General features: G+C 65.8%; 18 protein-coding genes. 13 read left to right on the top strand and 5 right to left on the bottom strand.

Annotation, left to right across the window (positions count from 1 at the left end; all coding sequences use genetic code 11):
- Positions 1–46: 46 nt before the first annotated feature.
- Together CLU93_RS01045 and CLU93_RS01040 are read right to left on the bottom strand one after the other, a co-directional pair.
- The gene (locus CLU93_RS01045; protein ID WP_099759636.1) at positions 47–577 is read right to left on the bottom strand and encodes an isochorismatase family protein; all 531 of its coding nucleotides are present in this window, start codon (positions 575–577) and stop codon (positions 47–49) included.
- 50 nt (positions 578–627) lie between these two features.
- The gene (locus CLU93_RS01040) at positions 628–1,545 is read right to left on the bottom strand and encodes a LysR family transcriptional regulator (protein WP_099759635.1); all 918 of its coding nucleotides are present in this window, start codon (positions 1,543–1,545) and stop codon (positions 628–630) included.
- A gap of 121 nt (positions 1,546–1,666) precedes the next feature.
- Here CLU93_RS01040 and CLU93_RS01035 point away from each other — a divergent pair, with 121 nt between their 5' ends.
- The 8 genes from CLU93_RS01035 (at position 1,667) to CLU93_RS01000 (ending at position 16,152) form a co-directional block, all read left to right on the top strand.
- Positions 1,667–2,884 carry an ABC transporter substrate-binding protein gene (locus CLU93_RS01035; RefSeq protein WP_099759634.1) on the top strand — a complete coding sequence of 406 codons (1,218 nt, stop codon included), beginning with the start codon at positions 1,667–1,669 and terminating at the stop codon, positions 2,882–2,884.
- A gap of 123 nt (positions 2,885–3,007) precedes the next feature.
- Positions 3,008–4,522 (top strand): CoA-acylating methylmalonate-semialdehyde dehydrogenase, encoded by a 1,515-nt coding sequence (locus CLU93_RS01030; protein WP_099759633.1) that lies wholly within the window; start codon positions 3,008–3,010, stop codon positions 4,520–4,522.
- Positions 4,523–4,532: 10 nt separating this feature from the next.
- The gene (gene mmsB / locus CLU93_RS01025; protein ID WP_099759632.1) at positions 4,533–5,426 is read left to right on the top strand and encodes a 3-hydroxyisobutyrate dehydrogenase; all 894 of its coding nucleotides are present in this window, start codon (positions 4,533–4,535) and stop codon (positions 5,424–5,426) included.
- Positions 5,427–5,639: 213 nt separating this feature from the next.
- Positions 5,640–9,380 (top strand): DUF4132 domain-containing protein, encoded by a 3,741-nt coding sequence (locus CLU93_RS01020; protein ID WP_099759631.1) that lies wholly within the window; start codon positions 5,640–5,642, stop codon positions 9,378–9,380.
- Between the two features lie 17 nt (positions 9,381–9,397).
- Complete coding sequence (locus tag CLU93_RS01015) at positions 9,398–10,501, top strand: AAA family ATPase (RefSeq protein ID WP_099764172.1); 1,104 nt, start codon at positions 9,398–9,400, stop codon at positions 10,499–10,501.
- Entirely contained in the window at positions 10,492–13,002 is a 2,511-nt protein-coding gene (locus CLU93_RS01010; protein WP_257224819.1) for a DUF5682 family protein, read from the top strand. The genes CLU93_RS01015 and CLU93_RS01010 overlap by 10 nt, the downstream gene beginning before the upstream one ends.
- Entirely contained in the window at positions 12,995–14,128 is a 1,134-nt protein-coding gene (locus tag CLU93_RS01005; protein ID WP_180287777.1) for a VWA domain-containing protein, read from the top strand. The genes CLU93_RS01010 and CLU93_RS01005 overlap by 8 nt, the downstream gene beginning before the upstream one ends.
- A complete protein-coding gene (locus tag CLU93_RS01000; protein ID WP_099759630.1) occupies positions 14,125–16,152 on the top strand; it encodes an SWIM zinc finger family protein in 2,028 nt (675 codons plus the stop codon). Before CLU93_RS01005 ends, CLU93_RS01000 begins: the two co-directional genes overlap by 4 nt.
- 13 nt (positions 16,153–16,165) lie before the next feature.
- Here the strand turns inward: CLU93_RS01000 and CLU93_RS00995 are convergent, their stop codons facing one another.
- Positions 16,166–16,555, bottom strand: coding sequence for a DUF1090 family protein (locus CLU93_RS00995; protein ID WP_168208325.1), 390 nt, complete (start codon positions 16,553–16,555; stop codon positions 16,166–16,168).
- A 152-nt stretch (positions 16,556–16,707) separates the two neighbouring features.
- Between CLU93_RS00995 and CLU93_RS00990 the strand changes: the two genes are divergently transcribed.
- The 5 genes from CLU93_RS00990 to CLU93_RS00970 all read left to right on the top strand — a co-directional run bounded on the left by CLU93_RS00990 (position 16,708) and on the right by CLU93_RS00970 (position 22,607).
- On the top strand, positions 16,708–17,532 hold the full coding sequence (locus CLU93_RS00990; RefSeq protein WP_180287776.1) for a tetratricopeptide repeat protein: 825 nt from the start codon (positions 16,708–16,710) through the stop codon (positions 17,530–17,532).
- On the top strand, positions 17,529–18,530 hold the full coding sequence (locus CLU93_RS00985) for a tetratricopeptide repeat protein (protein WP_099759627.1): 1,002 nt from the start codon (positions 17,529–17,531) through the stop codon (positions 18,528–18,530). The genes CLU93_RS00990 and CLU93_RS00985 overlap by 4 nt, the downstream gene beginning before the upstream one ends.
- Positions 18,531–18,599: 69 nt before the next feature.
- Entirely contained in the window at positions 18,600–19,814 is a 1,215-nt protein-coding gene (locus CLU93_RS00980; protein ID WP_099759626.1) for an AGE family epimerase/isomerase, read from the top strand.
- Positions 19,811–20,734, top strand: coding sequence for a carbohydrate kinase family protein (locus CLU93_RS00975; RefSeq protein WP_099759625.1), 924 nt, complete (start codon positions 19,811–19,813; stop codon positions 20,732–20,734). Before CLU93_RS00980 ends, CLU93_RS00975 begins: the two co-directional genes overlap by 4 nt.
- 232 nt (positions 20,735–20,966) lie before the next feature.
- Positions 20,967–22,607 (top strand): diguanylate cyclase domain-containing protein, encoded by a 1,641-nt coding sequence (locus CLU93_RS00970; RefSeq protein ID WP_180287775.1) that lies wholly within the window; start codon positions 20,967–20,969, stop codon positions 22,605–22,607.
- A 34-nt stretch (positions 22,608–22,641) separates the two neighbouring features.
- On the opposite strand, the gene CLU93_RS00965 is transcribed toward CLU93_RS00970, so the two are convergent.
- On the bottom strand, positions 22,642–23,727 hold the full coding sequence (locus CLU93_RS00965) for a LacI family DNA-binding transcriptional regulator (protein WP_099759623.1): 1,086 nt from the start codon (positions 23,725–23,727) through the stop codon (positions 22,642–22,644).
- Positions 23,711–25,624: a glucokinase gene (locus CLU93_RS00960; protein WP_099759622.1), complete on the bottom strand. Its 1,914-nt coding sequence runs from the start codon at positions 25,622–25,624 to the stop codon at positions 23,711–23,713. The genes CLU93_RS00965 and CLU93_RS00960 overlap by 17 nt, the downstream gene beginning before the upstream one ends.
- Positions 25,625–25,707 lie beyond the last annotated feature (83 nt).

The raw sequence follows: 25,707 nt of genomic DNA, 5'->3' as shown, positions 1-25,707 counted from the left end.
TAGCAAATGAAAGGCCGTCAGGCTTGATCTGGCTTAAACCTGCGTTCTATTTAATCAGCGCCAATACTTCGCGGAAACGCGGATGCTTGCAGTCGCGCAACCATTCAAAGGCCAGCATTTCCACCGTCACCAGATGGGCACCGAGCTTGTCCAGGCGGGCCAGCGCCGCATCGCGGCTGGCGGCCTGGCGCGAGCCGACGGCGTCGATGGCGATGATGACTTCATAGCCCAGCTGCAGCAGGCCGATGGCCGTCTGCAGCATGCACACATGGGCTTCGCAACCGGTGACGACGATTTGCTTGCGCCCGGCCGGCAGCATGTCCTGCAAGCCATCAAAGCAGGCGCCGAAATGCGTCTTGTGCAAGGTCCGTTCGCACAGCGCGGCGATTTCCTCCACGTTCGGCCCCAGTCCCTGGCGGTTTTGCTCCGTGCCCAGCACGGGGACGTCGAGCAGACGGGCGATCTTCGCCAGGCGCAGGTTTTGCGCCAGCACCAGGCCGGCGTCGTGGATGGCCGGCATCAAGCGGCCTTGCAGGTCGACAATGACGAGTACGGACTGGCTTGCATCCATCAACATGGTGTTCTCCTTGTTAGTATGTGACGACAGTGTAGCGCGCTGCCGCTTGCTTAGGCTGGCCAGCTGGGCGTGGTCGTCTCGCCCATCAGATAGGCGTGATTCAGGTCGATGGCGGCACGCAGGTAATTCCACAGGGCGCTGACGCGGGCGATGTTGCGCCGCTCGCTTGGCGAGATCATCCAGAAGGCGCGCAGCAGGTCGATCTCGCCATCGAGCACGGGCACCAGTTCGTTCGATTGCTGCGCCACGAAGCAGGGCAAGATCGCCAGCGCCTGGCCCGCGCGCGCCGCGTGGTATTGGGCGATCACGCTGGTGCTGCGAAAGGCGCGCAGGGAATCGGGCGCCACGTTATCCATGTAGCGCAGCTCCGAACTGAAGACCAGGTCGTCCACGTAGCCGATGATCGGGTGCTGCGCCAGCTGCGCCACGCTGGTAATGGGCGCGTGGCGCGCCAGGTAGGCTGGCGTGGCGTACAGTTTTAACCGGTAGTCGGACAATTTGGTCACCACGTACGGACCGGACAGGGGGCGCTCGATGGAAATGGCCACGTCCGCCTCGCGCTTCGACAGGCTGACGAAACGCGGCACGGCGATCAGGTCCACGCTGATGTGCGGATAGCGGCCGCAAAACTGCGCCAGGTGGGGCGCCAGCACGATGGCGCCGAAACCTTCCGTGGCGCCCAGGCGCACCTGGCCCGACAGCAGGCGATTATGTTCGCCCAGCTCCTCGGTGGCGGCAAACACCGTGCTCTCCATGCTTTCCGCGTATTCCATCAGGCGGTGGCCCTCGGGCGTCAGCTGGTAGCCCACGTAATTGCGGTCGAACAGCTGCGTGCCCACCTGCTCCTCGAACTTGCGCATGCGCCGCGACACGGTGGAATGGTCGATGCCCAGTTTTTTCGCCGCATCGACGAGTCCCGCGCTGCGCGTCAGTTCCAGGAAGACCCGTACATTGTCCCAATCGAGCATGGCAATCCCTCTCTGTGCATTTTTGCAAAGGAATTATGCATTAATTTCACTTGAGTGCATATTTTTACACATGCAGAATGCATCTACACCTATAAGAAAACCCATCCACCTGGAGACACGCATGAAAAAAACCGTTCTGGCCATGGGCGCGCTGGCGCTCACCCTTTCCTTTGGCGGCGCGCACGCGCAGATTTCCGATGGCGTCGTCAAGGTCGGCATCCTGACCGACATGTCCGGCCCATATTCGGCCATGGGCGGGCGCGGCTCCGTCGTCGCCAGCCAGATGGCCGTCGAGGATTGTCTGAAAGCCGAATGCAAGGGCATGAAAATCGAAATCGTCTCGGCCGACCACTTGAACAAGGCCGACATCGCCGCCTCAAAGGCGCGCGAATGGATAGACCGCGACAAGGTCGACGCCATCGCCGACCTGACCAATTCCTCGGTGGCCTTGTCCGTGCAAAAGCTGATGAAAGAAAAGGGCGGCATCGCCATGTTCAGCGGCCCGGCCACCACGCGCCTGACCAATGAAGACTGCTCGCCGAACGGCTTCCACTGGATGTTCGACACGTATTCGCAGGCGGCCGGCACGGCGGCGGCATTGACCAAGCTGGGACAAAAATCGTGGTACTTCGTCACCGTCGATTACGCGTTCGGCCATTCGCTGGAAAAAGACGCCAGCGAAGTCGTCAAGCACAATGGCGGCACGGTGCTGGGCGCCGTGCGCCATCCGCTCAACGCATCCGATTTTTCATCTTTCCTGGTGCAGGCGCAGGGTTCCAAGGCGCAGGTGATCGGCCTGGCCAACGGCGGCGCCGACACGGTGTCGGCCATCAAGCAGGCGCGCGAGTTCCGCATCGGCAGCGGCAAGGACCAGCGCCTGGCCGCCTTGCTGGTGTTCCTCTCCGACGTGCATGCGCTGGGGCTGGAAACGGCCCAGGGCCTGGTCTACGCGGACGGTTTTTACTGGGATTATGATGACCGCAGCCGCGCCTTCGCCAAGCGTTTCGAGGCGCTCAACAAGGGCGCCAAGCCGACCATGGTGCAGGCGGGCGTGTATTCAAGCGTCTACCACTACCTGAAATCGGTGGCGGCGGCGAAAAGCGACGACGCGAAGATCGTCGCCCAGAAGATGCGCGAGCTGCCCATCAAGGACTTTGTGATGAACAATGCCTCGATCCGCCCCGATGGCCGCGTCATCCACGATATGTACCTGGTGCAGGTCAAAACCCCGGCCGAATCGAAAGGCGCGTGGGATTACCTGAAAGTGCTGTCCACCATCCCCGCCGACCAGGCTTTCAAGACTATGGATGCGGCGGCGTGCAACCTCGTTAAAAAATAATTCCGGGGTCAGACCCGCCGGGGGGATTTTCCCTAGTGGGGAAAATCCCGATTCCGAAGGAACTGACCCCAGCTTTACGCCGTTGGGTTTAGCTGAACAAACATCGAAATCACGGAGTACGCCATGAATCGCCCCCTCACCCAAGTCCCTACTGTCCCCCTGCACATCGGCGGCAAGCACCACACCTCGACCAGCACCGAATGGCGCGACGTCGTCAACCCGGCCACGCAGGAAATCGTCGCCAGGGTGCCGTTTTCCACGGCCGATGAAGTCAACCTGGCCGTCGCCACGGCCAAGGAAGCATTCAAGACCTGGCGGAATACCCCGCTGGCCGCGCGCATGCGCATCATGCTCAAGTACCAGCACCTGATCCGTGAAAATATCGGCGCCCTGGCCGCACTGATCACGCGCGAACACGGCAAGACCCTGCCGGACGCGGAAGGGGAGGTCATGCGCGGCCTGGAAGTGGTGGAGCACGCGTGCTCGATCGCCACCTTGCAGCTGGGCGAAATCGCGGAAAACGCGGCCACCGGCGTCGATGTCTACAACATCTACCAGCCGCTGGGCGTGGGCGCCGGCATCACGGCTTTCAATTTCCCCGTCATGCTGCCGTGCTTCATGTTCCCGATTGCTATCGCCTGCGGCAATACGTTTGTATTGAAACCGTCGGAGCAAGACCCGTCATCGACCATGTACCTGGTCGAACTGATGTACCAGGCGGGCTTGCCGGCCGGTGTGCTGAACGTCGTGCACGGCGGCGCCGACGTCGTCAACATGCTGTGCGACCATGCCGACATCAAGGCCGTGTCCTTCATCGGCTCCACCCACGTGGGCACGCATGTGTATCGCCGCGCCAGCGAATCGGGCAAGCGCGCGCAATCGATGATGGGCGCGAAAAACCATTGCGTGGTGCTGGCCGACGCCAACAAGGAGCAAGCGATCAATAACCTGATCGGCGCCGCCTTTGGCGCGGCCGGCCAGCGTTGCATGGCCAATTCCGTCGTCGTGCTGGTGGGCGAGGCGCGTTCCTGGCTGCCGGAAATCGTCGCCCGTTCGCAAGCGCTGAAAGTGGGGCCGGGTAGTGACCGCGATGCCGACCTGGGGCCGATGGTCTCGAAAGCGGCCATGCAGCGGGCGGAAAAACTGATCCAGGCGGGCGTGGACGAGGGCGCGCAGTTGCTGCTCGACGGCCGCGGCCTCAAGGTGGCCGGCTACGAGGGCGGCAACTTCATGGGCCCGACGATTTTCTCGAAGGTGGCAGCCTCGAACTCCGTCTACACGCAGGAAATCTTCGGCCCCGCCATGTGCGTGGTCGAAACGGATACGCTGGATCAGGCCATCGCCTTCATCAACGCCAACCCGAACGGCAACGGCACCTCAATCTTCACTTCGTCGGGCTGGGCGGGACGCAAGTTCCAGAACGAGATCGACGTGGGGCAGGTGGGCATCAACGTGGCCATTCCCGTACCCGTCGCCTATTTCAGTTTTACGGGCTCGCGCGCCTCGAAACTGGGCGACCTGGGCCCGAACGGCAAGCAAGCCTTGTACTTCTGGACGCAGACCAAGACCGTCACGGCGCGCTGGTTTGCCCCGGACGACGGCGGCAGCGGCGTCAATACCACCATCTCGATGAAATAAGGGGGCGGCGATGAGCACCAATATCGTTTTCATCGGCCTCGGAAACATGGGCTTGCCCATGGCGCAAAACCTCGTGCGGGCCGGCCATGCCGTGACGGGTTTCGATTTGCTGCCGGCCAGCGTGCGGCAGTTCGCCGACGGCGGCGGCCTGGTGTCCGATGACCAGGGAGCGGCGATCCAGGCGGCCGACATAGTCATCACCATGCTGCCGGCCAGCCGGCATGTTCTCGGCGCGTACCTTGGCGACGCGGGCATCCTGGCGCAGGCGCGGCCCGGCACCCTGCTGATCGACTGTTCGACGATTTCCACCGAAGCGGCGCGCCAGGTGGGCCGCGCGGCCGAGGAAAAGGGCATGCCCATGCTGGACGCGCCTGTCTCGGGCGGCACGGCGGGCGCCACCAACGGCACGCTGACCTTCATGGTGGGCGGTGAAGACGCGGCGCTGGCGGCGGCGCGGCCCTGCCTGGAGGTCATGGGCAAGGCTATTTTTCACGCAGGCGGCTCCGGTTGCGGGCAGACCGTCAAGATCTGTAACAACATGCTGCTGGGGATTTTGATGATCGGCACCAGCGAAGCGATACGCCTGGGCGTGGCCAATGGCCTGGATCCGAAGGTGGTGTCGGACGTGATGGCGAAAAGCTCGGGCCGCAACTGGACCCTGGAAGTGTACAACCCATGTCCCGGCGTGGCCGAGAACGTGCCCGCGTCGCGCGGCTACACGGGCGGTTTTGGCGTCGACCTGATGCTCAAAGACCTGGGCCTGGCCATGGAAAGCGCCGAGGCGTCGGGCGCCAGCGTACCGCTGGGCGCCCTGGCGCGCACGCTGTATGACATGCACAGCAAGGCAGGATCGGGCGGGCTCGATTTCTCCAGCATCTACCGGCTGCAGGATACGCCGGCATAAGGCCGCTGCCGTGGCGATGGCGCTCCTGCGGGAGCGCTTTTTTTTTGTTGATCGTCATCCAACCGTACATGCTATCAGGACGGTAAGAATATACAATCAGCAACTTGATTGGACGCAAGTTGATGCAAGATGCAGGCTGCCGATATGGACGCCGATTGCGAAAAGAAAACACGCCCGGCAAGGGCCTTGATGAACAGGAAAGACGGATCCCCGATGTTTAAAAAAATACTGGCACTGGCGCAGGGCGTGGTCGGCCTGGATGAGCAGGCGCAGTTGAAGAAGGGCTTGCGCGGCTTGGCGCAGATCTCGCCTGCGCTGTGGGAGCGCGCCTGCGAGTTTGTCTGCGAAGGACGCCAGGAAGGCGTGCTGCTCGATGTGCAGGCAGCGGCGCCGCGCGGCGGCACCTTGCTGGGCAAGCCCGGGCGCCTGTACTCGCATTTTTATACCCATAATTTGAGTAACAAGGATGGCGCGCTGGCCAATGAAAGTCTGCGCCACCGGCACCAGTTCTACGCCCAGTCCGACGCGGCGACGCTGGACGCGGCGCTGCTGGTGCGCCTGGGCAAGCTGCTGCAGGCCGCCGACGGGGGCGATACGCTGGAACGCACGGGCGCCGCGGTGCCGCAGTGGCTCGATTACCTGCTCGGCGATGCGTTGTTCGCCAGTTTTTCCGAGACCCGCGCGCAGGCGACCACGGTCAACCGGCGCGGCTGGGACGTGGTGCTGCTGGCGCGCCTGCTGGCCGCCGATGGCGAGGAGGAAGAAGGCGCGCTGCAACTGGTGTTCGAGCGGCGCGAATTGAACGAGTACGTGCGCGATAACTGCCTGCAGCGCCTGCTGGCGCCGGGCGCGCTCGACGCTTACATGCTCGCGCATGCTGCGCAGGTGGAGCAATTGCCAACGCTGTTGTCGGCCAGCGGCAAGGCGCAGCTGGCCAGGCGCCTGGGCGCCGCGCCCGCGCTGGCCGACGCCTATGCCGCCATCCTTGTGCGCCTGGCCGTCGATGGCGGCAAGAGCGTGCGCATCGAAGCGGCTCCGCATCTGGCCGCCATTCCCGTGGAACGCAGGGCCGTCTTGCTGCAGCAATGCCTGTTGACGGGCAAGACGGAAGAGCGCGTGCAGGCGGCCGAGCTGCTGGGCCGCAGCCTGGGGCCGCAGCAGGGCGCGCTGCTGGAACAGGCGCTGGCGCAGGAGACGAGCAAGCCGGTGCAGGCGGCCATCCGCAATGCCCTGTCGTGGCTGGGCGCGGCCAGCGATGCGGGCGCGGCGGAACTGCCCGTGCCGCCGCTGCCGCCCGCGCCGCCGGCGACGCGCCTGGGCGACGCCGCGCTGCAACTGCTGCAGGCCAATCATGCGGCACTGCTGGAAAAGTACCGCGCCGAAGCACGGCAGGAGCGCGAAGACAACCAGCACGCCAAACACAAGTACGAATGGAAGCAGGAGCGCCTGAAACGCTATGAGGCGTTCAAGCCGGCCTGGCTGGAAGCGGCCATCCGCGTGTTCAATGGCGAGGCAGCGAAGGGCGACGAGGGGCCCTTGCAAAGTAACCTGGCGCGCGAACCCGTCGAGCTGCAGGGCAAGCTGGCTGCCTTGCCGGAGTTTGGCGTGGCGCACATGGCACGCTGGCTGCTGGCCACGCGGCGCAATATTTTTCATTTCTGGCACGATGACTTTTTCCAGCGATGGCTGGCGCGGCAGGACCTGTCCACCTTCGACCTGCGCCTGCTGGCGCGCGCCATGCGCGAGGCCGGCGACGAGCATGACAGCGTGGCCATGGCCTGCATGGCCAGCAACTGGTGGGGCGCCAAGCCGCAGCAGGTGCTGGCGGCGGACATGGTCTGGCCGCTGTTCGCGGAACGCCCCGAACTGATCGAGCAGGGCCTGGGCTTGCGCGCCGTCGAAAGGCGCCGGGGCGTGGCGCCCGAGCTGGCTCCCACGCTGGAAGTGCTGGCCACCTTTCCGGTGCTGCCGGCGCAATGGCTGCCGCGCGTGATGGAGATCGCGCTGGGCGAGGGCAAGCAGCACCGCGCCAGCGCGCAGCAGGTGCTGGCCAGCCTGCCCGATATCGGCAAGCGCGTGGCCGAGGCGCTGGGATCGGGCAAGCAGGACATGCGCATCGGCGCGGCGCGCTGGCTGGCCGACCTCGACTACCGCGCTGCCGTCCCGGCGCTGTACCAGGCGCTGGACAAGGAGACGCGCGAGACCGTGATCGCCGCGCTGATGACGGCGCTGGAAAAACTGGGCGAGGACCTGAGTCCGCGCCTGTCGCCCGAGATCCTGCTGGCCGCCGCGCGCAAGGGCTTGAAGGGCAAGGCGCCCGTCGGCCTGGCCTGGTTCGTCTTCGAGGCGCTGCCCGCCTGCCGCTGGCAGGATGGCACGCCGGTCGACGCCGGCATCATCCGTTGGTGGGTGGTGCTGGCCTGCAAATTGAAGGAGCCGGGCGGCAACGCCTTGCTGCTGCGCTATCTGGGCCTGCTCGACGCGGCAAGCCGCGCCACCTTGGGCGAGACGGTGCTGCGCCTGTTCATCACCGAGGATCTGCGCGGCCCGAGCCTGGAAGTGGCGACCGCCGAAGCGCAGGCGCGCGCGCCGCAGGCCTACCTGAGCTACCAGGACCAGGCCAGGCGCTATCCCGAGTATTATGCCGCGCTTGGCAAGATGAGCGAAGAGCAGGTGTTCGACCAGATCCGCCGCAACAAGATGGCCGAATACCTGGGCAGCGCCATCGGCGAAAAGGGCATCCTGGCGCTGGCCGCGCATACGCCTGGTCATGTGGCGATCAGCCTGCTGCAAGCGTATATGCGCGACCATTACCCGCGCCGCGCGCAGATCGAAGCGATGCTTGACGGTCTGGCCGATGGCTACGACCCGGCCGTCATCCAGTTACTCCTGGGGATCGCGCGGCGCTACCGCACGGCCTCGGTGCAGGAAAAGGCGCGTCTGCTGGTTGAGCGCATCGCGCAAGGCAAGGGCTGGAGCCATGACCAACTGGGCGACCGCACCATCCCGACCGGCGGCTTCGACGACAGCGGCCGCCTCGACCTGTCGTATGGCGAGCGGGTCTTCCAGGTGACGCTGGACGGCGCCATGAAGCCGCGCTTGCACAACCCCGACGGCAAGGAGATCAAGGCCTTGCCCGAGCCGCGCCAGGATGAAGCGCCGGAACTGGCCAAGGAGGCCAAACAGCAGCTATCGGTGTGCAAGAGGGAACTCAAGCAAGTCATCACCATGCAGACGGCGCGCCTGTACGAAGCCATGTGCGCCGGACGTGTCTGGCCGGCGCAGGAGTGGCGCGATTACCTGCTCGGCCATCCGATCGCGGGCCGCCTGGTGCAGGCGCTGGTGTGGATCAGCGAGGACGACGCAGGCCGCACCCTGCTGCGCCCCAGCGACGATGGCAGCCTGCTCGACGCGGACGACGAGGAAGTCGCGCTGCCTGAAGGCAGCCGGCTGCGCCTGGCGCACGCCTCGCTGCTGGACGCGCCGCAGATCGCCGCCTGGCAGCGCCATTTCAAGGATTACAAGGTCAAGCCCCTGTTCGAGCAGCTGGCGCACCAGTTGCCCGACGCGTCGCTGATGGCGGGCCGGCACATCGCGGACCGCGAAGGCTGGGTGGGCGACACCTTCGGCTTGCGCGGCGCCTTCGGCAAGCATGGCTATCAGCGCGGCCAGGCCGAGGATGGCGGCGTCTTTACCGAGTATCACAAGGATTTCATCAGCGCCGGCTTGCGCGCAGTGATCGAATTTTCCGGCAGCAGCCTGCCCGAGGAATTGATGGCGGCCGCCCTGAAAACGCTGCAATTCTATCCCTTGCCGCGCTCCTGGCGCGACGAGGCGGTGCCGCTGGCCGACGTGCCGTCCGTGCTGCTGGCCGAAACCTATGCCGATTATCTGGCGGTGTCGAAGGCGTGCGGCGGCTATGATGCGCAATGGGAAAGTAAAATGCCGTGGTAAGCAAAGAAAGCAACATCATGACGGAACAACATAACGATAACCAGGTGGTGCGCCGCAGCGCCGAACAGCGCTACGCCAGTGAACTGGAGCGCCTGAAGGCGGCCGATACCGATCCGCGCCCGCAGGGCTGGCAGCTGTCGCCGCGCGCGGTGCGCCGTTTCATCCTGGGCGACGCGGCGCTGCAAGTGAGCCGCAAATTCTATGGTGACGATCCGCTGGTCGACCGCGCCATCGTCACCCTGATGGGGCACCAGGGGCTGATGCTGGTGGGCGAGCCGGGTACGGCCAAGTCGCTGCTGTCCGAATTGCTGGCCGCGGCCATCAGCGGCGACTCCGCGCTGGCGATACAGGGCACGGCCGGCACCACTGAAGACCATATCAAGTATTCGTGGAACTATGCCTTGCTGCTGGCCGAAGGGCCGAGCCGGCGCGCACTGGTGCCGTCACCCTTGTTCCAGGCCATGGAAGCGGGCAAGCTGGTGCGCTTCGAGGAAATCACGCGCTGCGCGCCCGAGATGCAGGACGTGCTCATTTCACTGATGTCGGAAAAGCAGCTGATGATTCCCGAACTGGGCGGCGACGCGCGCGTGCATGCGCGGCGCGGCTTCAATATCATCGCCAGCGCCAACTTGCGCGACCGCGGCGTGCATGAAATGTCGTCGGCGCTGAAACGCCGCTTCAACTTCGAAACCGTCAAGCCTATCCGCGACCATGGCTTCGAAGTCGAACTGGTGATGCAGCAGTTGCAGCGCGAACTCGATGCCATCGGCGCCGCCGTCATCGTCAAGCGTGACGTGGTCGAACTGCTGGTGACCACGTTCCAGGAACTGCGCGCCGGCCAGACCCGCGAAGGCACGGCCATCAAGACGCCGGAGGCGGTGATGTCGAGTGCCGAGGCGGTCAACCTGGTCTATGCGGCCTCGCTGGAGGCGCTGCATTTCGGCGACGGCACCTTGCGCCCGCGCGAACTGGCCAACCAGTTGCAGGGCGTGGTCCTGAAGGACAACGCCGATGACCTCAAGCGCGTGCGCCATTATTTCGACACGGTGGTGCGCGAACGTGGTCGCCGCGACGATTTGTGGAAAAGCTTCGGCGACGCGGCGCGCCAGCTATGGCTGTAGTGCAGCCGGATTCGCAGCCGAACTTGCAGCCGAATTTGCCGGCCGGCGTGGCTGCCGCGCGCGCCAGGCTGTTCGGGCAGGGCGTGTACTTTGCGCCGGTGCGCCACCACAGCCCGGCATGCGCGCAGGCATTGCAGGCCATGCTGCGCGAATTGCGCCCGGCCGCCGTGCTGATCGAGGGGCCGGAAGGCTTCACAGACATGCTGCCCTTGCTGCTGGACGAACGCACGCGCCCGCCCGTGGCGCTGCTGTGCCAGACACCAGCGGCAGGCGCAGAGGGCGCACGCACGGCATCGGCGTTTTTCCCGTTTTGCGATTACAGTCCCGAATGGGTGGCGCTGCGCGAGGGGGCGGCCGTGCAGGCGCAGCTGGCCTTCATTGACCTGCCGTGGCAGGCGCGCGCGGGCACGGCGGCTGCGCACGATGCCGATGCGCGCAGCCTGATGGCCGAGCGCTACCTGGCCCACAGCCGCTATCTGAACGCCCTGGCCGTGCGCGCCGGCTGCCGCGACCAGGACGAACTGTGGGATCACCTGTTCGAAGCGCGCTCGCGCGCGGCGCTGGCGGACTGGCGCAGCGTGTTTGGCGACGTGTTTTCCTACTGCGCCATGGCCCGCCTCGATTACGAGCCGGCCGTGCTGGAAGCGGAGGGCAGTCTGCCGCGCGAACGCCACATGGCGGCGCATATCGCCCGCTGGCGCAAGCAGGTCGATGGCCCCGTGGTGGTGGTCACCGGCGGCTTTCACACCAGCGCGCTGATCGAACTGCTTGACGCGAATCCCCCGCCTGCCGCGCCTGCTGCACCTGCCGTACCAGCCATTGCCGGCGCCAGCTGGCTGATACGTTACAGCTTTGAGCGGCTCGATGCCCTGAATGGCTACGGCGCCGGCATGCCGGCGCCCGCCTATTACCAGGCCGTCTGGGATGCCCTGCAGTCGCCGGCGCCGGGCGAGCACCAGCTTGCCGTCGCCGTGGATCAGTTGACCAGGCTGGCCCAGCACAGTCGCGCGCGCGGGGTGCACGAGCGCATTTCCACGGCGCAGGTACAGGCGGCCGTGCTGCAGGCGGCCAGGCTGGCGGCCTTGCGCGGCCATGCGGGACCAGGCCGCCAGGATGTGCTCGACGCCATGCGCTCCTGCTTCGTCAAGGGCGCCATCGACGATGGCATGCAAAACCTGTTCGACGACGTGCGGCGCCAGATGACGGGCAGCCGGCTGGGCGACGTGCCGCCATCGGCCGGTTCGCCGCCGCTGGTGCAAGACGCGCGCGCGGCTGCGCATCGCCACGGCTTGCGCCTCGACGACGGCGACAAGCGGCTGGCGCGGCTGGATCTGTACCGCAAGCAGCGCCACCGCCTGCGCAGCCGCTTCTTTCATCTGATGCAGTATCTGGACACGGACCTGGCGCGCTGGCAGGGCGGCCCCGATTTCATGGCCGGCAGCCGGCTCGAACTGCTGTTCGAGGAATGGACGTATGCGTGGACGCCGCTGGTCGAAGCGCGCCTGATCGAATTGGCCGCCGATGGCAGCACCCTGGCCGAGGTGGCGCTGGCGCGGCTGCTGCGCGAAGAGCAGGCGCTGGGCACCGCGGGCCGGGCCCGTTCGGCCGGCAGCGCCGCTGCCCTGCTGGTGCGTGCCTGCCTGGTGGGCTTGCATGAACGTTTGCCCGATCTGCTGTCGCTGTTGTCGCGCCATCTCGATGACGATGCCGATTTTGCCTCCGTCGTCGCCTGCGGCCATGCGCTGGTGACCCTGTGGCGCGCGCGTGAGCCGCTGGGCGTGCGCGAGCATCCCGGCGTGCTGGCGCTGATGCGGCGTGTCTGGCCGGCCGCGCTGTTCCTGCTGCCCGCACTGGCAGACACGGGGATGGACGGGGAAGGCGCGCAAGTGGGGCAGTTGCTGGCATTGCGCGAATTTGGCCGTGCCGCGCGCAGCGCCTTGCCGGAGCAGGAGGCTGGCCTGGCTTTCGACGCCGGCGACCTGCACCGGCGCCTGCAGGCCCTGACGGCGACGCGCAGCTGCGCGCCCGGCATCTGCGGCGCTGCCGCCGCGCTGCTGTTCCTCGATGGCGCCTGGGGTGAGCAGGATTTGTCGCGCTTGCTGGAACAGCGCTTCGGCGCCGGCGCCACGCCGCAGGATGCCGTGCGCTTCCTGTCGGGCCTGATGGCCGCCGCACCTGAATTGCTGTTGACGCAGCCGGGACTGCGGCGCAGCTTCAACACCCTCGTCGGCAGCTGGGACGAGGCCAGTTTCATTCAGTATCTGCCCGATTTGCGGCTGGCCTTCACTGGCCTGAAGCCGCAGGAGACGAGCGACCTGGCCGAGGCGCTGGCGGTGCTCAACGGCGCCGCGCCGGACGCCTTGCAGGCCGAATTCCACTACGACGTCAGCGAAGACGAGATGCTGGCGGGCGGCCGCCTGAACGCGGCGCTGGCCGCCTGCCTGGAGCGCGATGCGCTGTCTGTCTGGCTGGATCTTTCAACGGAGAAGCCGCATGGCTGAGAATCTGCATCATCAGGAATTGCTGCGCCGCTGGCGCCTGATGCTGGGACGCTACGCGCAGCCGCTGCAAACGGAAGCCTGGTCCGCCAACGATGGCCGGCTCGATGCCAGCCTCGATTATCTGTATGGCCGCGAGTATGAGCGCAAGGGCGTGCTGCGCGCCAGCGGTGGCGGTTCGCTGGACCCCAGCCAGCTGCGCGCCATCGACTGGCTGGCGCAGGCGCGCAAGCTGTTTCCGCAGGACGTGTACGAGCGCGTGCAGGGCCACGCGATCGAGCGCTATGAATTGAGCGGCTTGCTGCGCGACCCGTTTGTTCTGGCCAGCCTGGAGCCGAACCAGGCGCTGGCGCGCGCCCTGATCGGCATGCGCGGGCGGCTCGGCGCGGACATGCATGACGCAGTGCGCGCCGTGATACGCCACGTGGTCGAGGAAATCACCGAGCGCCTGCGCAAGGATTTCGTCAACGCGGTGGTGGGGCGGCGCAACCGCTTTCGCCGCACGCAGATGCAAAGCGCGCAGAACTTCGATTGGCGCGCCACCATTGCCGCCAACCTGAAACACTATGATCTGGCCAGCCGCCGCCTGCTGATGGCGCGGCCCGTCTTCAATGCGCGCGTCAAGCGCAGCCTGCCGTGGGACGTCATCCTGTGCGTCGACCAGAGCGCCTCGATGATGGATTCGGTGATCTATGCGGCCGTGGTGGCCGGCATCCTGTCCGGCCTGCCGGCCGTGAATGTGCGGCTGGTGGTGTTCGACACCAGCGTGGTGGACCTGACGCACCTGGCCGCCGACCCGGTCGAGGTACTGCTGACGGTGCAGCTGGGCGGTGGCACGAATATCGGCCGCGCGGTGCAGTACTGCGAGCAGCTGGTGAGCAATCCGCAGCGCACGGTACTGGCCCTGATCAGCGATTTCGAGGAAGGGGCGCCGCCAGGGCCGCTGCTGGCGGCGCTCAAACGCATGGCCGAGTCGCGCGTCACCCTGCTGGGCCTGGCCGCGCTCGACGCGCGCGCGCAGCCTGTGTACGACCACGGCATGGCGCAGCGCCTGGCGGATCAGGGCATGCACGTGGCGGCACTGACGCCACAGCACTTTGCCGAATGGCTGGCCGGGGTGATGGGATGAGCTGGCACGCCGTGTACCGCAGCTTTGACGACGACAGCCTGGCGACGCTGGCCAACGCGGGCCTGCTGCGCCGCGCCCTGAAAGATATCGAGGCGGGCAAGGTAGGCTGGCAGGATGCCGTGGGCGGCGCCCTGGTCGCCGACGGCCAGCGGGTGGCGCTCGATGCGGGCGGGCCGCAGAAGGGCCGCTGCGATTGCCCGGCCCCCGGCATGTGCAGGCATATCCTGGCCGCTGCCGTGTGGCTGCGCGAACTGCCGCAGGAGAGTGGACAAGACAGTGGACAGGACGGTGTCCAAGATGCGCTGCCGGCCGGCGTGCAGGAGGAGGTGCTGGCGCTCGACAGTGCGGCCGTCTGCAAGCAGGCGGGCAAGCCGGCGGTGCGCCAGGCGCTGGCCTGGCTGGCGCAAGGCGACCAGGCGGACGTCACCATCGTCAACGCCAGGCTGCAGATCGAGCTGCCCCTGTTGAAACTGGGCTGCAGCTATCTGCGCGGCGCCGGTGTGGACGCCATGGTGTCCGACACCCCGGCCGCCCTGCGCAAGGCGCTGCACCTGTATGCGCTGGCCTGCGTCTGGCGCAAGCATGGCCGGGAGTTTGCCTGGCCGGTGGGCGCCGCGACGGCGCCCGCCGCCGCAGCGCCGGGCATGAGTACGTCCGAGCTGGTGTTCCTGGCCCAGGTGCGGCGGCTGCTCGGTGAGCTGTACGACAATGGCCTGTCGCACGCCAGCGCGATTGCCGCCGGCCAGCTGCGCGCGCTGACCATGTCGGCGCGCAGTGAAAACCTGCCCCGTCTTGCCGCCCTGTTGCGTGGCCTGGGCGGTACGCTGGACTTGCTCGTGCGGCGCGATTACCACGCCAGCGAGCGCCAGGCATTCGAGGAGATGGCGGCCATCGGCGCCTTGTGCGCGGCGCTCGAACACGCGCCTGGCCCGCTCTTGCAGCGCTTGCGCGGACAGGCGCGGCGCAGCTTCGATGCGGCCGGCGACGCGCCCATCGACCTGCTGCCGCTGGGCGCGTATTGGTGGGAAACGCGCGGCGGCGCGCATGGTCTGACCATGTCGTTCTGGCAGCATGCCGAGGAGGGCGAGGGGCGTATCGTGCAGGCGGTGCTGGCGCGGCCCGACGCCAGCGACCGCTCGTTTACGCGCGAATCGGCATGGGATGGGGGCAGCCTGTGGACGGGCGCCGGCAGCGCCCGGCATATGTGCGGGGCGAGCTGGCAGTTGGCAGGCGCGTCCCAGGCCGACGATGGGCGGCTTGCCATGGACAGCGGGGTGCGCGCCAGTGCGGCGCCGCTGTGGGCGCTCGACGATGCGCGCTGGCAGAGTCTGGGTTTCAGCGACTGGACGGCGCTGGCCGCTTTCATGAGCGGTAACGTCGGCTTGACGCCGGAGCCCGTCGATTGCGTGGTGCTGCGGCCGGCGGCCGTGGCGCGGCCGCAGCTCGACGAAGTGGGTCAGCGGCTCGATTGGCAAGTGTTCGACACCTGTGGCGCCGCCCTGGACTTGCAGATTCCGGCACTGCCGGCGCTGCGTCCGCGCATCACGCGGCTGCAGGCGGCCGTGGCCGATGGCGCCGATATCCGGGCCGTGCTGGCCAGCCGCGCGCGTGGCGAGCCAGGTGGCTGGCAGCCGGTGGCGCTGCTGATCGCCAAGAATGGCAAGCTGCGCGTGGTGTCGCTCGATTTCGAGATCGACGCAGGCACGCTGCCATCGGCGCTGGCGCGTTTTTTCAAGAGCCTGGGGGGCGCCAGCCTGGCGTCATCGGTGCCGCAGCAAAGCTCGGCGGCATCGCGGGTGCTGGCCCAGGTGCTCGACCTTCTCGCACTGCAGGCGCGTAGTGGCCGGCCACGGCTGGAAGCCGAGCTGGCTGGCGAACTGGCGCAGCATGGTGCCACCTTGCGCGCGCTGGGCCTGGATTTGCCGGCCGGCCTGCTGGGGGTCTACGTCAGCACGCCGCGCGCGGCGCAAGCCTTGCGCCTGGCGTATGTCTGCACGACGTGCCTCGCGCTGGAGGCAGGCTAGCCGCAGCTTGCCGTCAGGGCTGCTGCGCCTGCAGGGCGGCCAGTTCCGCCCTGGCTTTTTCCAGCTTGCCTTCCAGCTTGGCGATTTTCTTCGGTTCTTTATTCGCTTCCTGGGCCAGGCGCAGCGAACGCTCCGTCTGGTTCACTTTCGCCTGCGCCTTCAGCACCTTCTTGTTGTGGCGTTCGATCAGGGTGCTATCGCGGCAGTGGGCGTTGACTTCGTCGAGCGCGCGCGTCAGGCCCGCGACCTTGTCGGACAGACCCTGTTCCTGCGCTTGGCGTAATTCGCTGCGGATGCTTTCGCGCTTGGCGGCGCAGCCTGCCAGCTGGGTGTCGGCGGCGCTGGCGCCCACGGAGGCTGCGGCGAGCAGCAGGGTCAAGGCGGTTGTGGCGAGGCGGTTCATGGTGTTCCTGTCTAAGTGGTGAGCCCGTGCAATGTAAGCCTGCCAACGCCCCCTGTCAAACTTCGCCTGCCGTGCGCGCCGTTCTGGCGAGCCATCGGCTACCATGCCTGTTTTCTTCTTCCCGACTGCGCCGCATGCCCAGGAAATTACTCTTGCTGATCCCTTTAGTATTGCCGCTGCCTGTTCTGGCGCAAACCTCGCCCACCTTGCTCGATCTGCAGCTGATCGCCATCAAGGCAAGGGCCGATGTGACGACCCATAGCCCGGAAAGCATCGCCGAGTTTGCCGAGACCCGGCGGGTGGCTGAAACTGGCGACGTGGAGGCGCAGCTGGAACTGGCGCGCATGCTGCAGCTGGGCGTCGGTACGCCGCAAGACACGGCGCAGTCGATGGCCTGGATACGCAAGTCGGCCGAAGGCGGCTATGCGCCGGCGCAAGCGGCTTTGGGATTGGCCTACGCCGTGGGCGGCAAGGTGCCCATCGACCGCGTGCAGGGCGAATACTGGCTGCGCCAGGGCGTGGCGCAAGGCGACGCACTGGCGCAAACCATTTTGGCGCTGGAATTCATCGATGGCGACAGCAGTGCCGAAGAACAGGCGCTGGCCATCACCTGGCTGAAGGCGGCGGCGAACGAGCAGCACTTTGTGCCCGCCTACAATGCGCTGGGCGAGCATCTGATGCGGGCAGCCGTCGATGAACAGGGTCGCGGCGAGGCCTTCCACTGGTATGACAGATCGGCGCGTGAAATGCAGCCGGCCGGCATGCGCAACCTGGCCCGCGCGCACGAGCTGGGCCTGGGCGTGAAACAGTCGGACAAGTGGGCCCTGATCTGGTACGAGCGGGCGGGATGGAGCGGCGACGTGCCGGCCATGCGGCGCATGATTGACGTGTATGCCAAGGGCGAACTGGGACAGCAGGCGAATGCCGAAGACGCCGCCGAGTGGCGCGCGAAACTGGCCGAGAAAGAAAAGCAATGAAGACCATCCTGTTTGTATTCAGCCTGGCGCTGGCGCAGAGCGTGCTGGCGCAGCCAGCGTCCCTGCCAGCGCCGCACCAGCATCCGGCGCTGGTCGAATTCGATATGTCTGGCCTGGACGCCATGCGCGCCAGGGTGCAGGCCGTGATCAACCGCCCGGCCGACCTGTCGCCAGACAAGGTCGCCGCGTTTGAGAAGATACGCCGCGCGGCGGAAGGGGGCGACACGGTCGCCCAGCTGGACCTGGCGCAGATGCTGCACGACGGCGAGGGCACGCCGCGTGACGTCGACGCCGGCCTGGCGTGGATGCAGAAATCGGCCGAAGGCGGCTATGGCCCGGCGCAGGCTTTCCTGGGCGTGGCCTATACGCTGGGGCAGGGCATGGCCATTGACCGCAAGCTGGGCGAATACTGGTCGCGCAAGGGCGCCGCGCAAGGCGTGGAACTGGCCAACTTCACGCTGGCCATGCACTTCGAAAACATCCACAGCAGCCCGGAAGAACAGGCACATGCGCTGCACTGGCTCAAATACTATGCCGAAAACGGCTTTATTTACGCCTACAATGAAATCGGCTACCGGCTGATGCTGACGGCCAAGGACGAGGCGCAGCGCAAGGAAGCGTTCACCTGGTACATGCGCGCGGCCAAGGCGCTCGATCCGCCCGGCTTGAACAATGTCGCCTACTCGTATGAAGTGGGGCAGGGCGTGCCGCAGAGCGACGAGGGTGCCCTGGGCTGGTATGAAATGGCGGCCATCGCCAAGAGTCCACCGGGCCAGACGGGTTTTGCGCGGCTGCTGGAGCAGGGTCGTGGCGGACCCACCCGCCAGGGGCCGGCGCCCAAGCCCTTCGCGCTGTACCTGCTGGCGGCCAGGCAGGGCGACGTGGAAGCGATCGAACGGCTGATCAAGGTGTACGATAAGGGCGAACTGGAACAGGCAGCCGATCCCGCGCAGGCGGCACTGTGGCGCGAAAAGCTCAGGCTGGCCAAGACCCCTTGAGCGGGCATGACGCAGCGGGGGACGGCATGCTATCATAATTGTTATCGATAACAATATCATGAGAGACCCATGAATCCCGACTTCCGCTCCAGGCAGATGCTTGAAAATCACATCCTGCACACGATGCACTTTTATCACCCGCGCGCCATCGATGCGAGCGGCGGCTTTTACCACTTCTTCCTCGACGACGGCACCGTGTACGACGCGGCCACGCGGCACTTGGTCAGCAGCACGCGCTTTATCTTCAATTACGCCATGGCTTACCGCCGTTTCGGCGATGACGATTACCAGGCGGCCCTGCGCCACGGCGTTGCCTTCTTGCGCGACGTGCACCGCGACCCTGCCACGGGCGGCTACGCCTGGCAACTGACATGGCAAGACGGCGTCAAGACGGTGGAAGACGGCGCCAATCACTGCTACGGCCTGGCCTTCGTGCTGCTCGCGTATGCGCACGCCTTGCAGGCGGGGATGCAGGAAGCGCGCGCGTATCTGGACGAAACGTTTGAACTGATGGAACAGCGCTTCTGGCTGCCCGAACACGGCCTGTATGCGGACGTGGCCAGTGCCGACTGGGCGACGCTGGACGGCTACCGGGGCCAGAACGCCAACATGCATGCTTGCGAAGCCATGCTGGCCGCGTTCGAGGCGACGGGCGAAGCGCGCTATCTGCACCGCGCCGAGACGCTGGCGCACAACGTCACGGTGCGCCAGGCGGGTCTGGCGGACGGCATGATCTGGGAGCACTACACGCCCGACTGGTCGATCGACTGGGATTACAACCTGCACGACAAGAGCAATATCTTCCGTCCCTGGGGCTACCAGCCTGGCCACTTCACGGAATGGGCCAAGCTGCTGCTGATCATGGAGCGCCATTCAAAATTCATGGCTGGCCCGTCCGACTGGCTGCTGCCGCGCGCGCGCGCCCTGTACGACACGGCGCTGGCCAAGGCGTGGGATGGCGCGCATGGCGGCATCCACTACGGTTTCGGCCCGCAGGACGAGATCTGCGATGGCGACAAATACTTCTGGGTGCAGGCGGAAAGCTTCGCCGCCGCTGCCGTGCTGGCCGCGCGCACGGGCGACGACGCCTACTGGCAAAGCTACGACAAGATTTGGGATTACAGCTGGACGCATTTCGTCGACCACGAACACGGCGCCTGGTACCGCATTTTGACGCCCGAGAATCAAAAAATCAGCAACGAGAAAAGCCCGGCCGGCAAGGTCGATTACCACACCATGGGCGCCTGCCATGAAGTGCTGAACGTGCTCAAAGGTGCCGCATGAACGGCGCCAATTTCCCACGCTTTGTGTCGGCCGGTGAAGCGCTGACGGACATGCTGCGCACGGACGCGGACACCTGGAGCAGCCAGGTGGGCGGCTCGACCTGGAACGTGGCGCGCGTGATGGCGCGCCTGGGCGTGCCCAGCGCCTTTGCCGGTGCCGTCAGCCTCGACGTCTTCGGTGACGCGCTGGCCGCTGCCACCGCAGCGGCGGGCCTGGACATGCGTTTCTTGCAGCGCCGCGCGAAGTCGCCGCTGCTGGCCATCGTGCATGAACTGCATCCGCCCACCTATTACTTCATCGGCGACGACAGCGCCGACCTGCATTTCGACGCGGCGCAGCTGCCTGCCGGCTGGATGCAGGGCGCGCAATGGGTGCATTTCGGCGGCATCAGCCTGGCGCGCGAACCGCTGGCGGGCAAGCTCGTGGCGCTGGCGCAGGAACTCAAGGCGGCTGGCGTGAAGATCAGCTACGACCCGAATTTCCGCATCATGATGGATGAGCGCTACGACACTACCCTGCGCCGCATGGTGGAACTGGCCGACGTGGTCAAAGTGTCGGACGAAGACCTGGCGGGCCTGTTCCGCCACGATGACATCGATGGCGCGTTTGCCGTGCTGCGCGGCTGGAATCGGCACGCCACGTATTTGTATACGCGCGGCGCGCAGGGCGCGGCCCTGTACCGGGGCGAGCAGACATGGCAGGCGGCGCCGCCCGTCATCGAGGTGGTCGACTCGGTGGGGGCGGGCGACGCCAGCATCGGCGGCTTGCTGTACAGCCTGATGTACCGGCCAGAGGCCGACGGCGGGGAGCACTTGCGCTTTGCCGTGGCGGCCGGCGCGGGCGCCTGCCTGGCGGCCGGCGGCTCGCCGCCCTCGGTGCAATTGGTGGAATCGTTGCTGGAGCGCACTATATTGGGATGATGTGGGTAGCGCGTGCGTCTTCAGCAGCGCCAGTGCGCCCTGCTTGCAAGAATAGGCGTAAGCTTTACTTTCTTGCCATGTCAAGAGTCTGTCCCGGGAGCTGAATTCATCTGCGGGGACAGGCGCCAAGTCATGCGCTGAAAATTATGCCATTCCTCCCAGTGCCATGCATGGCGCCACCTGGCCGGATCTGTGTGCTTTGCAGAGCATGGGCGCTGAGAAGGAAGGCCGCATGCACAAGATCTGGAAATTTTTCAATCCCAGGAGCTTCAAGTTCAAGATGGCTGTGCTCGTTGGGCTGCTGGTGCTGGGCGCGACCGGCTCTGTCGCGCTCACATCGCTGTCCGTCGCGCAAGGGCAGATGGCATCCGTCATCGGCAATCAGCAATATGCCTTGCTGACCAGTGCGGCTGCCTATATCGATGCAGACTTGAATGCGAAGAAAGCACTGCTCAAGGTGCTGGCGGAAGGGCTACCCGCAGAGGTGCTTGCACATCCGCAGCGGATGCAGGCATTTATTGAAAAGCATCCAAGCCTGCGCGAGGAATTTTTCAATCTTGTCGCCTTGGATGCTACTGGGCTATTAATTGCCAGCATGAATGACAGGCGCGTGGTCGGCAAGTTCAATTTTGCCGCGCGGGACTATTTTATCGATACCGTGAAATTCAGGGAAGGCGTGATATCGCGTCCATTCAAGAGCCAGCTGTCGGGCAAACCGATTGTGCTGGTAACCGAACCGATCTATGACGCCGCCGGCACATTGCTGTATGTGATCGCTGGTGGTATCAATTTGCAAAGCCCGACATTTTTCGGCCAGTGGGAGCAGCTCAAGCCGGGCAAGAGCGGTTATCTGTTCATGCTGACCGACGACGGCACGATACTTCACCATCCGGACCCGGCGCGCGTCCTGAAGCGCGTGAGTGAGGAAAAGGGTGGGGCTACGCCTTCCACCTTGGCCGCATTGCGTGGTTTTGATGGCTGGACGCAGGGTAAAAGCAAGCTGGGCGTGCAGGCCATTATCACGTACAAACATTTGCATGCGGCCGACTGGATCGTCGGTGCCGTCTACCCTGAAAGCGAGGCATTCACGCCGATCACCGATATTTATGCCCAGGTCATCATTGCTTCGTCAGGCGTCGCCTTGCTGGCCAGTTGTGCCGGCTGGCTCGCGGTGATGTTGCTCTTGCGACCCTTGGGCGATCTGGGCCGGCATGTGGCGAGCATACGCTCCGGCAATGCCGATATTGCGGTGTTTGATATCGCCCGCAAAGACGAGTTCGGAAAACTGAGCCGTGCATTCTATGCGCTGTCGCTGCAAAGGAAAGCTGCGGAGAGCAACCTCGCTGTTCTGGCGCACACCGACATGCTGACCGGCTTGCACAACAGGCGCATGTTTGACGAGGCGCTGGCTGCGGCATTGACGCGCGCCCGACGCGCTGGTACGGGCCTGGCGCTGGCTTATCTGGATATCGATTATTTTAAAAAAATAAACGATACATACGGGCATGGCATCGGCGACCTGGTGTTGATTGAATTTGCCAAGCGGCTCAAAGCTTGCGTGCGGGCCTCTGATACGGTGGCGCGCCTTGCCGGCGACGAGTTTGTGATCATTTTTGAACAACTGACGGATCAGTCCGAACTCGCGATACTGGGCAAGAAAATCGTGCAAGAGATGGTCGTGCACTTTGCTTGCGGCGGCATCGGTCTGCATGTCGCCACCAGTGTTGGCCTGGCGTTCAGCGCCCGGGGCGATACGACCGCAGGGACATTATTGACGGCGGCCGATACGGCGCTGTACCAGGCAAAAAGCGCTGGCCGCAACCGTTATGCCATCACTTCCATCGGCAGCCCCGCCTTGACCGAGGCGGTGTAGGACATCGCCTGTTCTGGCAGCGTCAAGGTCTGCGCTATTCCTTTGCCCCCGGCGGCGCATACCTGCCCGACGATGCCCGCTCGACCAGCGTAAATTCCATCAGGCGATGCGTCGCGGGCGCCGCTTCCCCCGCGCGGCGCTGGCGGATCTCGTCGATGACGAGACTGACAGCGGCGCGCGCCATGTCGGCGATGGGTTGGTGGATGGTGGTCAGCTCGGGCCAGACGGTGGTGGCGACGGGCGTGTCGTCGAAGCCGCACACGCTCAATTCGGCCGGCACCTGCAAGCCCATGCCGTGCGCCACGGCCAGGGTGGCGGCGGCCATGTCGTCGTTGCTGGCGAAGATGGCGCTGGGGCGCGGTGTTTGCGCCAGCAACTGGCGCGCCGCGTCCAGTCCCGAGCGATACGTAAAGTAGCCTTGCGCCACCCTGTGCGGCGGCACCTGCAAGCCCGCTTCGCGCATGGCGTCCTCGAAAGCCTGGCGCCGCAGCAGGGCGGGCGTGTGCGCCGGATCGCCTTCGATGAAGCCGATGTCGCGGTGGCCCAGCGCGAGCAGATGGCGCGTCATGGCCAGCGCGCCTTCATAGTCGTCGATGCGCACGGCCGACACATCGGGCGAGGGGCGCGCCGTGGCCACGGCGATGGCGGGAATGCCCATCTGGTTCAGCTGCGCCAGCACTGCCGGCGAATCGCACAGGGGCGGCGGCACCAGGATGCCGTCCACGCCGGCCGCCACCAGGCAGGCGATGCCGGCGCGCTGGCTGTCGATGTCTTCGCAGCGTTCGAGCAGCAACTGGCCGCCGCCCTGGCGGCATTGATCCATGGCGCCAACTAAAAATTCGCTGAGGAAGGCGGCGCTGGGGTTGCTGTACAAGAGGCCGATGCGCAAGGTGCCCGTGCGGGCGAATCTGGCCGCCAGGTTGGGCTGGTAGTGCAGGCTGGCGATCGCCGCCTCGACCTTGTCGCGCGTGGCCGCGCTGACGCTGGCGCGTCCGTTGATGACGCGCGACACCGTCATGGCCGATACGCCGGCCACGCGCGCCACGTCATGCACGGTGGCGCCGCTGGCGGCGTCGGAGGAGGCGGGGGCGGCGTGCGCCGCCTTATTCGAGGTGGCCACCGAATTTCAGTTTGCCGCTGATGCGCATGCCGTGCAATTGACCCTCTTCCAGTTCGGCGGCGCTGGTGCGCTGCGCCGTGTCGCGCCGCGCCAGTCCCACGGACAGGATATCGAGCATCATCAGCTGCAGCAGGCGCACGATCATGGGCACGAAATTGAGGTTGCCTTCCGGGTGGTTCAGGGTCAGCAGCACGTCGGCCAGCTTGGCCAGCGGCGAACCGCTGGCTGTAATGGCCAGCACGCGTGCGCCGCAGCCCTGCGCCACCTTGACGGTGCGCAGCAGCTCGGGCAGGGCGCCCGAGCGGGAAATGACCAGCGCCACGTCGCCTGGTTTCAGCATGGCGGCGCTCATTTCCTGTGCCTGCGGATCGGCAAAGAAGCTGCTGACGATACCCAGGTTGAGCAGCTTGTGCTGCATGTCGTCGGCCACCACGCGGGCGCTGCCCACGGCCAGCAATTCCACGCGCTGCGCGCCGCGCAGCAGTTCGATGGCGGCCGTCAGCGCCTTCACGTCGAGCATGTCGCGCAGGGCCAGCGCGGCCGAGGCGTTATTGCCCAGCACCTTGCGCGCCAGTTCGGCGTCGGAGTCCGAGATCTCCACGTGGCAGTGCGCCACCGTGATGGCGCCGCCCGTCAGGCCGGACGCCAGCTTCAATTTGAAGTCGGCCAGGCCCTGCACGCCGATCGAGCGGCAAAAGCGCATCACGGTCGGCTGGCTCACGCCGACCCTCTGGGCGATTTCGGCGATCGGCAAGGTGAGCATGGCGTTCGGCTCTTTCAGCACCCAGTCTGCCACCTTGCATTCCGATGGGCTCATGCGCCCGCGCGCCTGGCGCACCGATTCGAGCACGGGTGCGCCGGAATGGGCGCGCTTGAGCTTTTGCGCCAGGATGGCGGCGATGCCCAGAAAAGTAGGCAGTTCGGCCGTGATCAGGAAAGTGGGGATCTGCGCCAGGTATTCGTTCAGGCGGCCCTTTTGTTCGAAGCGGGCGCGGAACTGCGACTGTTCGAACAGGGGACCCAGGCGCGGCACGATGCCTCCGCCTATATAGATGCCGCCCAGCGCACCGAGCGTCATGGCCACGTTGCCGGCGATGGAGCCGAGGATGGCGCAAAAGCAGTCCACCGCTTCGATGCACACGTCGCATTCATTGTTCAGGGCGCGGCTGGTGATGTCGGCCGCCAGCAGCGGCGGCGCATCGGGCTTGCCTGCGCGCTCGGACAGGGCGCGGTAGATCAGTTCCAGGCCGCGCCCGGAGGCGAGGCGCTCGGCCGAGACGTGTGACAGTTCGCGCCAGGCGAAGGACAGCACGTCCATCTCGCGCTGGTCGCAGGGCGCGAAGCTGACGTGGCCCCCTTCGCTACCCAGCGCGATCCAGCGGTCTTCGGCGGGAATCATGCCCGACACGCCCAGGCCCGTGCCCGAACCGAGCAGGCCGATGACGCTGTCGGCGCGCGCCATGCCGCCGCCGATCTGCAGGCGCTGGTCGGGCCGCAGATAGGGCAGGGCCATGGCCAGCGCCGTGAAGTCGTTCACCACCAGCAGTGTGTCGAGGCCCAGCGCGGCGCGCATGGCTTCGATCGAGAAGAACCAGTGATGGTTCATCATGCGGATATTGTCGTCGTCGATGGGATTGGCGATCGCGATGGCTGCATGGCGCACGCGCGCCGAACCGGCGGCACGCGCCTCGCTGCTATCCATATATGCGGTGATGGCGTCGAGCAGCGAAGCGTAGTCGTCGCAGGGCAGCACGGCCACCGCTTCCAGGTGGCCCTGGCGCGTTTCGAGCACGAAGCGGGCATTGGTGCCGCCGATGTCGGCCAGCAAACGCGGCCCTTCACTGAAACGCTCCGCCGGATCGCTGCCTGCTACTTCCATTTTTTCATCAATTTTCATGGCGGTGCTTAGTCTCGTCTGCGTGCGCGGTCGTGGCGGCGCACTGTCGTTATGGGCAAAAACCAAGGATTTTAATTCGTATA

Origin of the sequence: Janthinobacterium sp. 35 (assembly GCF_002754575.1) — a bacterium.
GTDB lineage: Bacteria > Pseudomonadota > Gammaproteobacteria > Burkholderiales > Burkholderiaceae_D > Janthinobacterium > Janthinobacterium tructae.
The sequence above is the reverse complement of the archived record's forward strand: the minus strand, read 5'-3'. Positions and strand labels throughout refer to the sequence as shown.

Excerpts from the sequence above, each read along its gene's own strand:
- CLU93_RS01040 (WP_099759635.1), bottom strand. The coding sequence starts at position 1,545 with ATGCTCGATTGGGACAATGTACGGGTCTTCCTGGAACTGACGCGCAGC.
- CLU93_RS01015 (WP_099764172.1), top strand. The coding sequence starts at position 9,398 with ATGACGGAACAACATAACGATAACCAGGTGGTGCGCCGCAGCGCCGAA.
- CLU93_RS00980 (WP_099759626.1), top strand. The coding sequence starts at position 18,600 with ATGAATCCCGACTTCCGCTCCAGGCAGATGCTTGAAAATCACATCCTG.
- CLU93_RS00995 (WP_168208325.1), bottom strand. The coding sequence starts at position 16,555 with ATGAACCGCCTCGCCACAACCGCCTTGACCCTGCTGCTCGCCGCAGCC.
- CLU93_RS00960 (WP_099759622.1), bottom strand. The coding sequence starts at position 25,624 with ATGAAAATTGATGAAAAAATGGAAGTAGCAGGCAGCGATCCGGCGGAG.
- CLU93_RS01005 (WP_180287777.1), top strand. The coding sequence starts at position 12,995 with ATGGCTGAGAATCTGCATCATCAGGAATTGCTGCGCCGCTGGCGCCTG.
- CLU93_RS00985 (WP_099759627.1), top strand. The coding sequence starts at position 17,529 with ATGAAGACCATCCTGTTTGTATTCAGCCTGGCGCTGGCGCAGAGCGTG.
- CLU93_RS01045 (WP_099759636.1), bottom strand. The coding sequence starts at position 577 with ATGTTGATGGATGCAAGCCAGTCCGTACTCGTCATTGTCGACCTGCAA.
- CLU93_RS01000 (WP_099759630.1), top strand. The coding sequence starts at position 14,125 with ATGAGCTGGCACGCCGTGTACCGCAGCTTTGACGACGACAGCCTGGCG.
- mmsB (WP_099759632.1), top strand. The coding sequence starts at position 4,533 with ATGAGCACCAATATCGTTTTCATCGGCCTCGGAAACATGGGCTTGCCC.
- CLU93_RS01035 (WP_099759634.1), top strand. The coding sequence starts at position 1,667 with ATGAAAAAAACCGTTCTGGCCATGGGCGCGCTGGCGCTCACCCTTTCC.
- CLU93_RS01020 (WP_099759631.1), top strand. The coding sequence starts at position 5,640 with ATGTTTAAAAAAATACTGGCACTGGCGCAGGGCGTGGTCGGCCTGGAT.
- CLU93_RS00975 (WP_099759625.1), top strand. The coding sequence starts at position 19,811 with ATGAACGGCGCCAATTTCCCACGCTTTGTGTCGGCCGGTGAAGCGCTG.
- CLU93_RS01030 (WP_099759633.1), top strand. The coding sequence starts at position 3,008 with ATGAATCGCCCCCTCACCCAAGTCCCTACTGTCCCCCTGCACATCGGC.
- CLU93_RS01010 (WP_257224819.1), top strand. The coding sequence starts at position 10,492 with ATGGCTGTAGTGCAGCCGGATTCGCAGCCGAACTTGCAGCCGAATTTG.
- CLU93_RS00970 (WP_180287775.1), top strand. The coding sequence starts at position 20,967 with ATGCACAAGATCTGGAAATTTTTCAATCCCAGGAGCTTCAAGTTCAAG.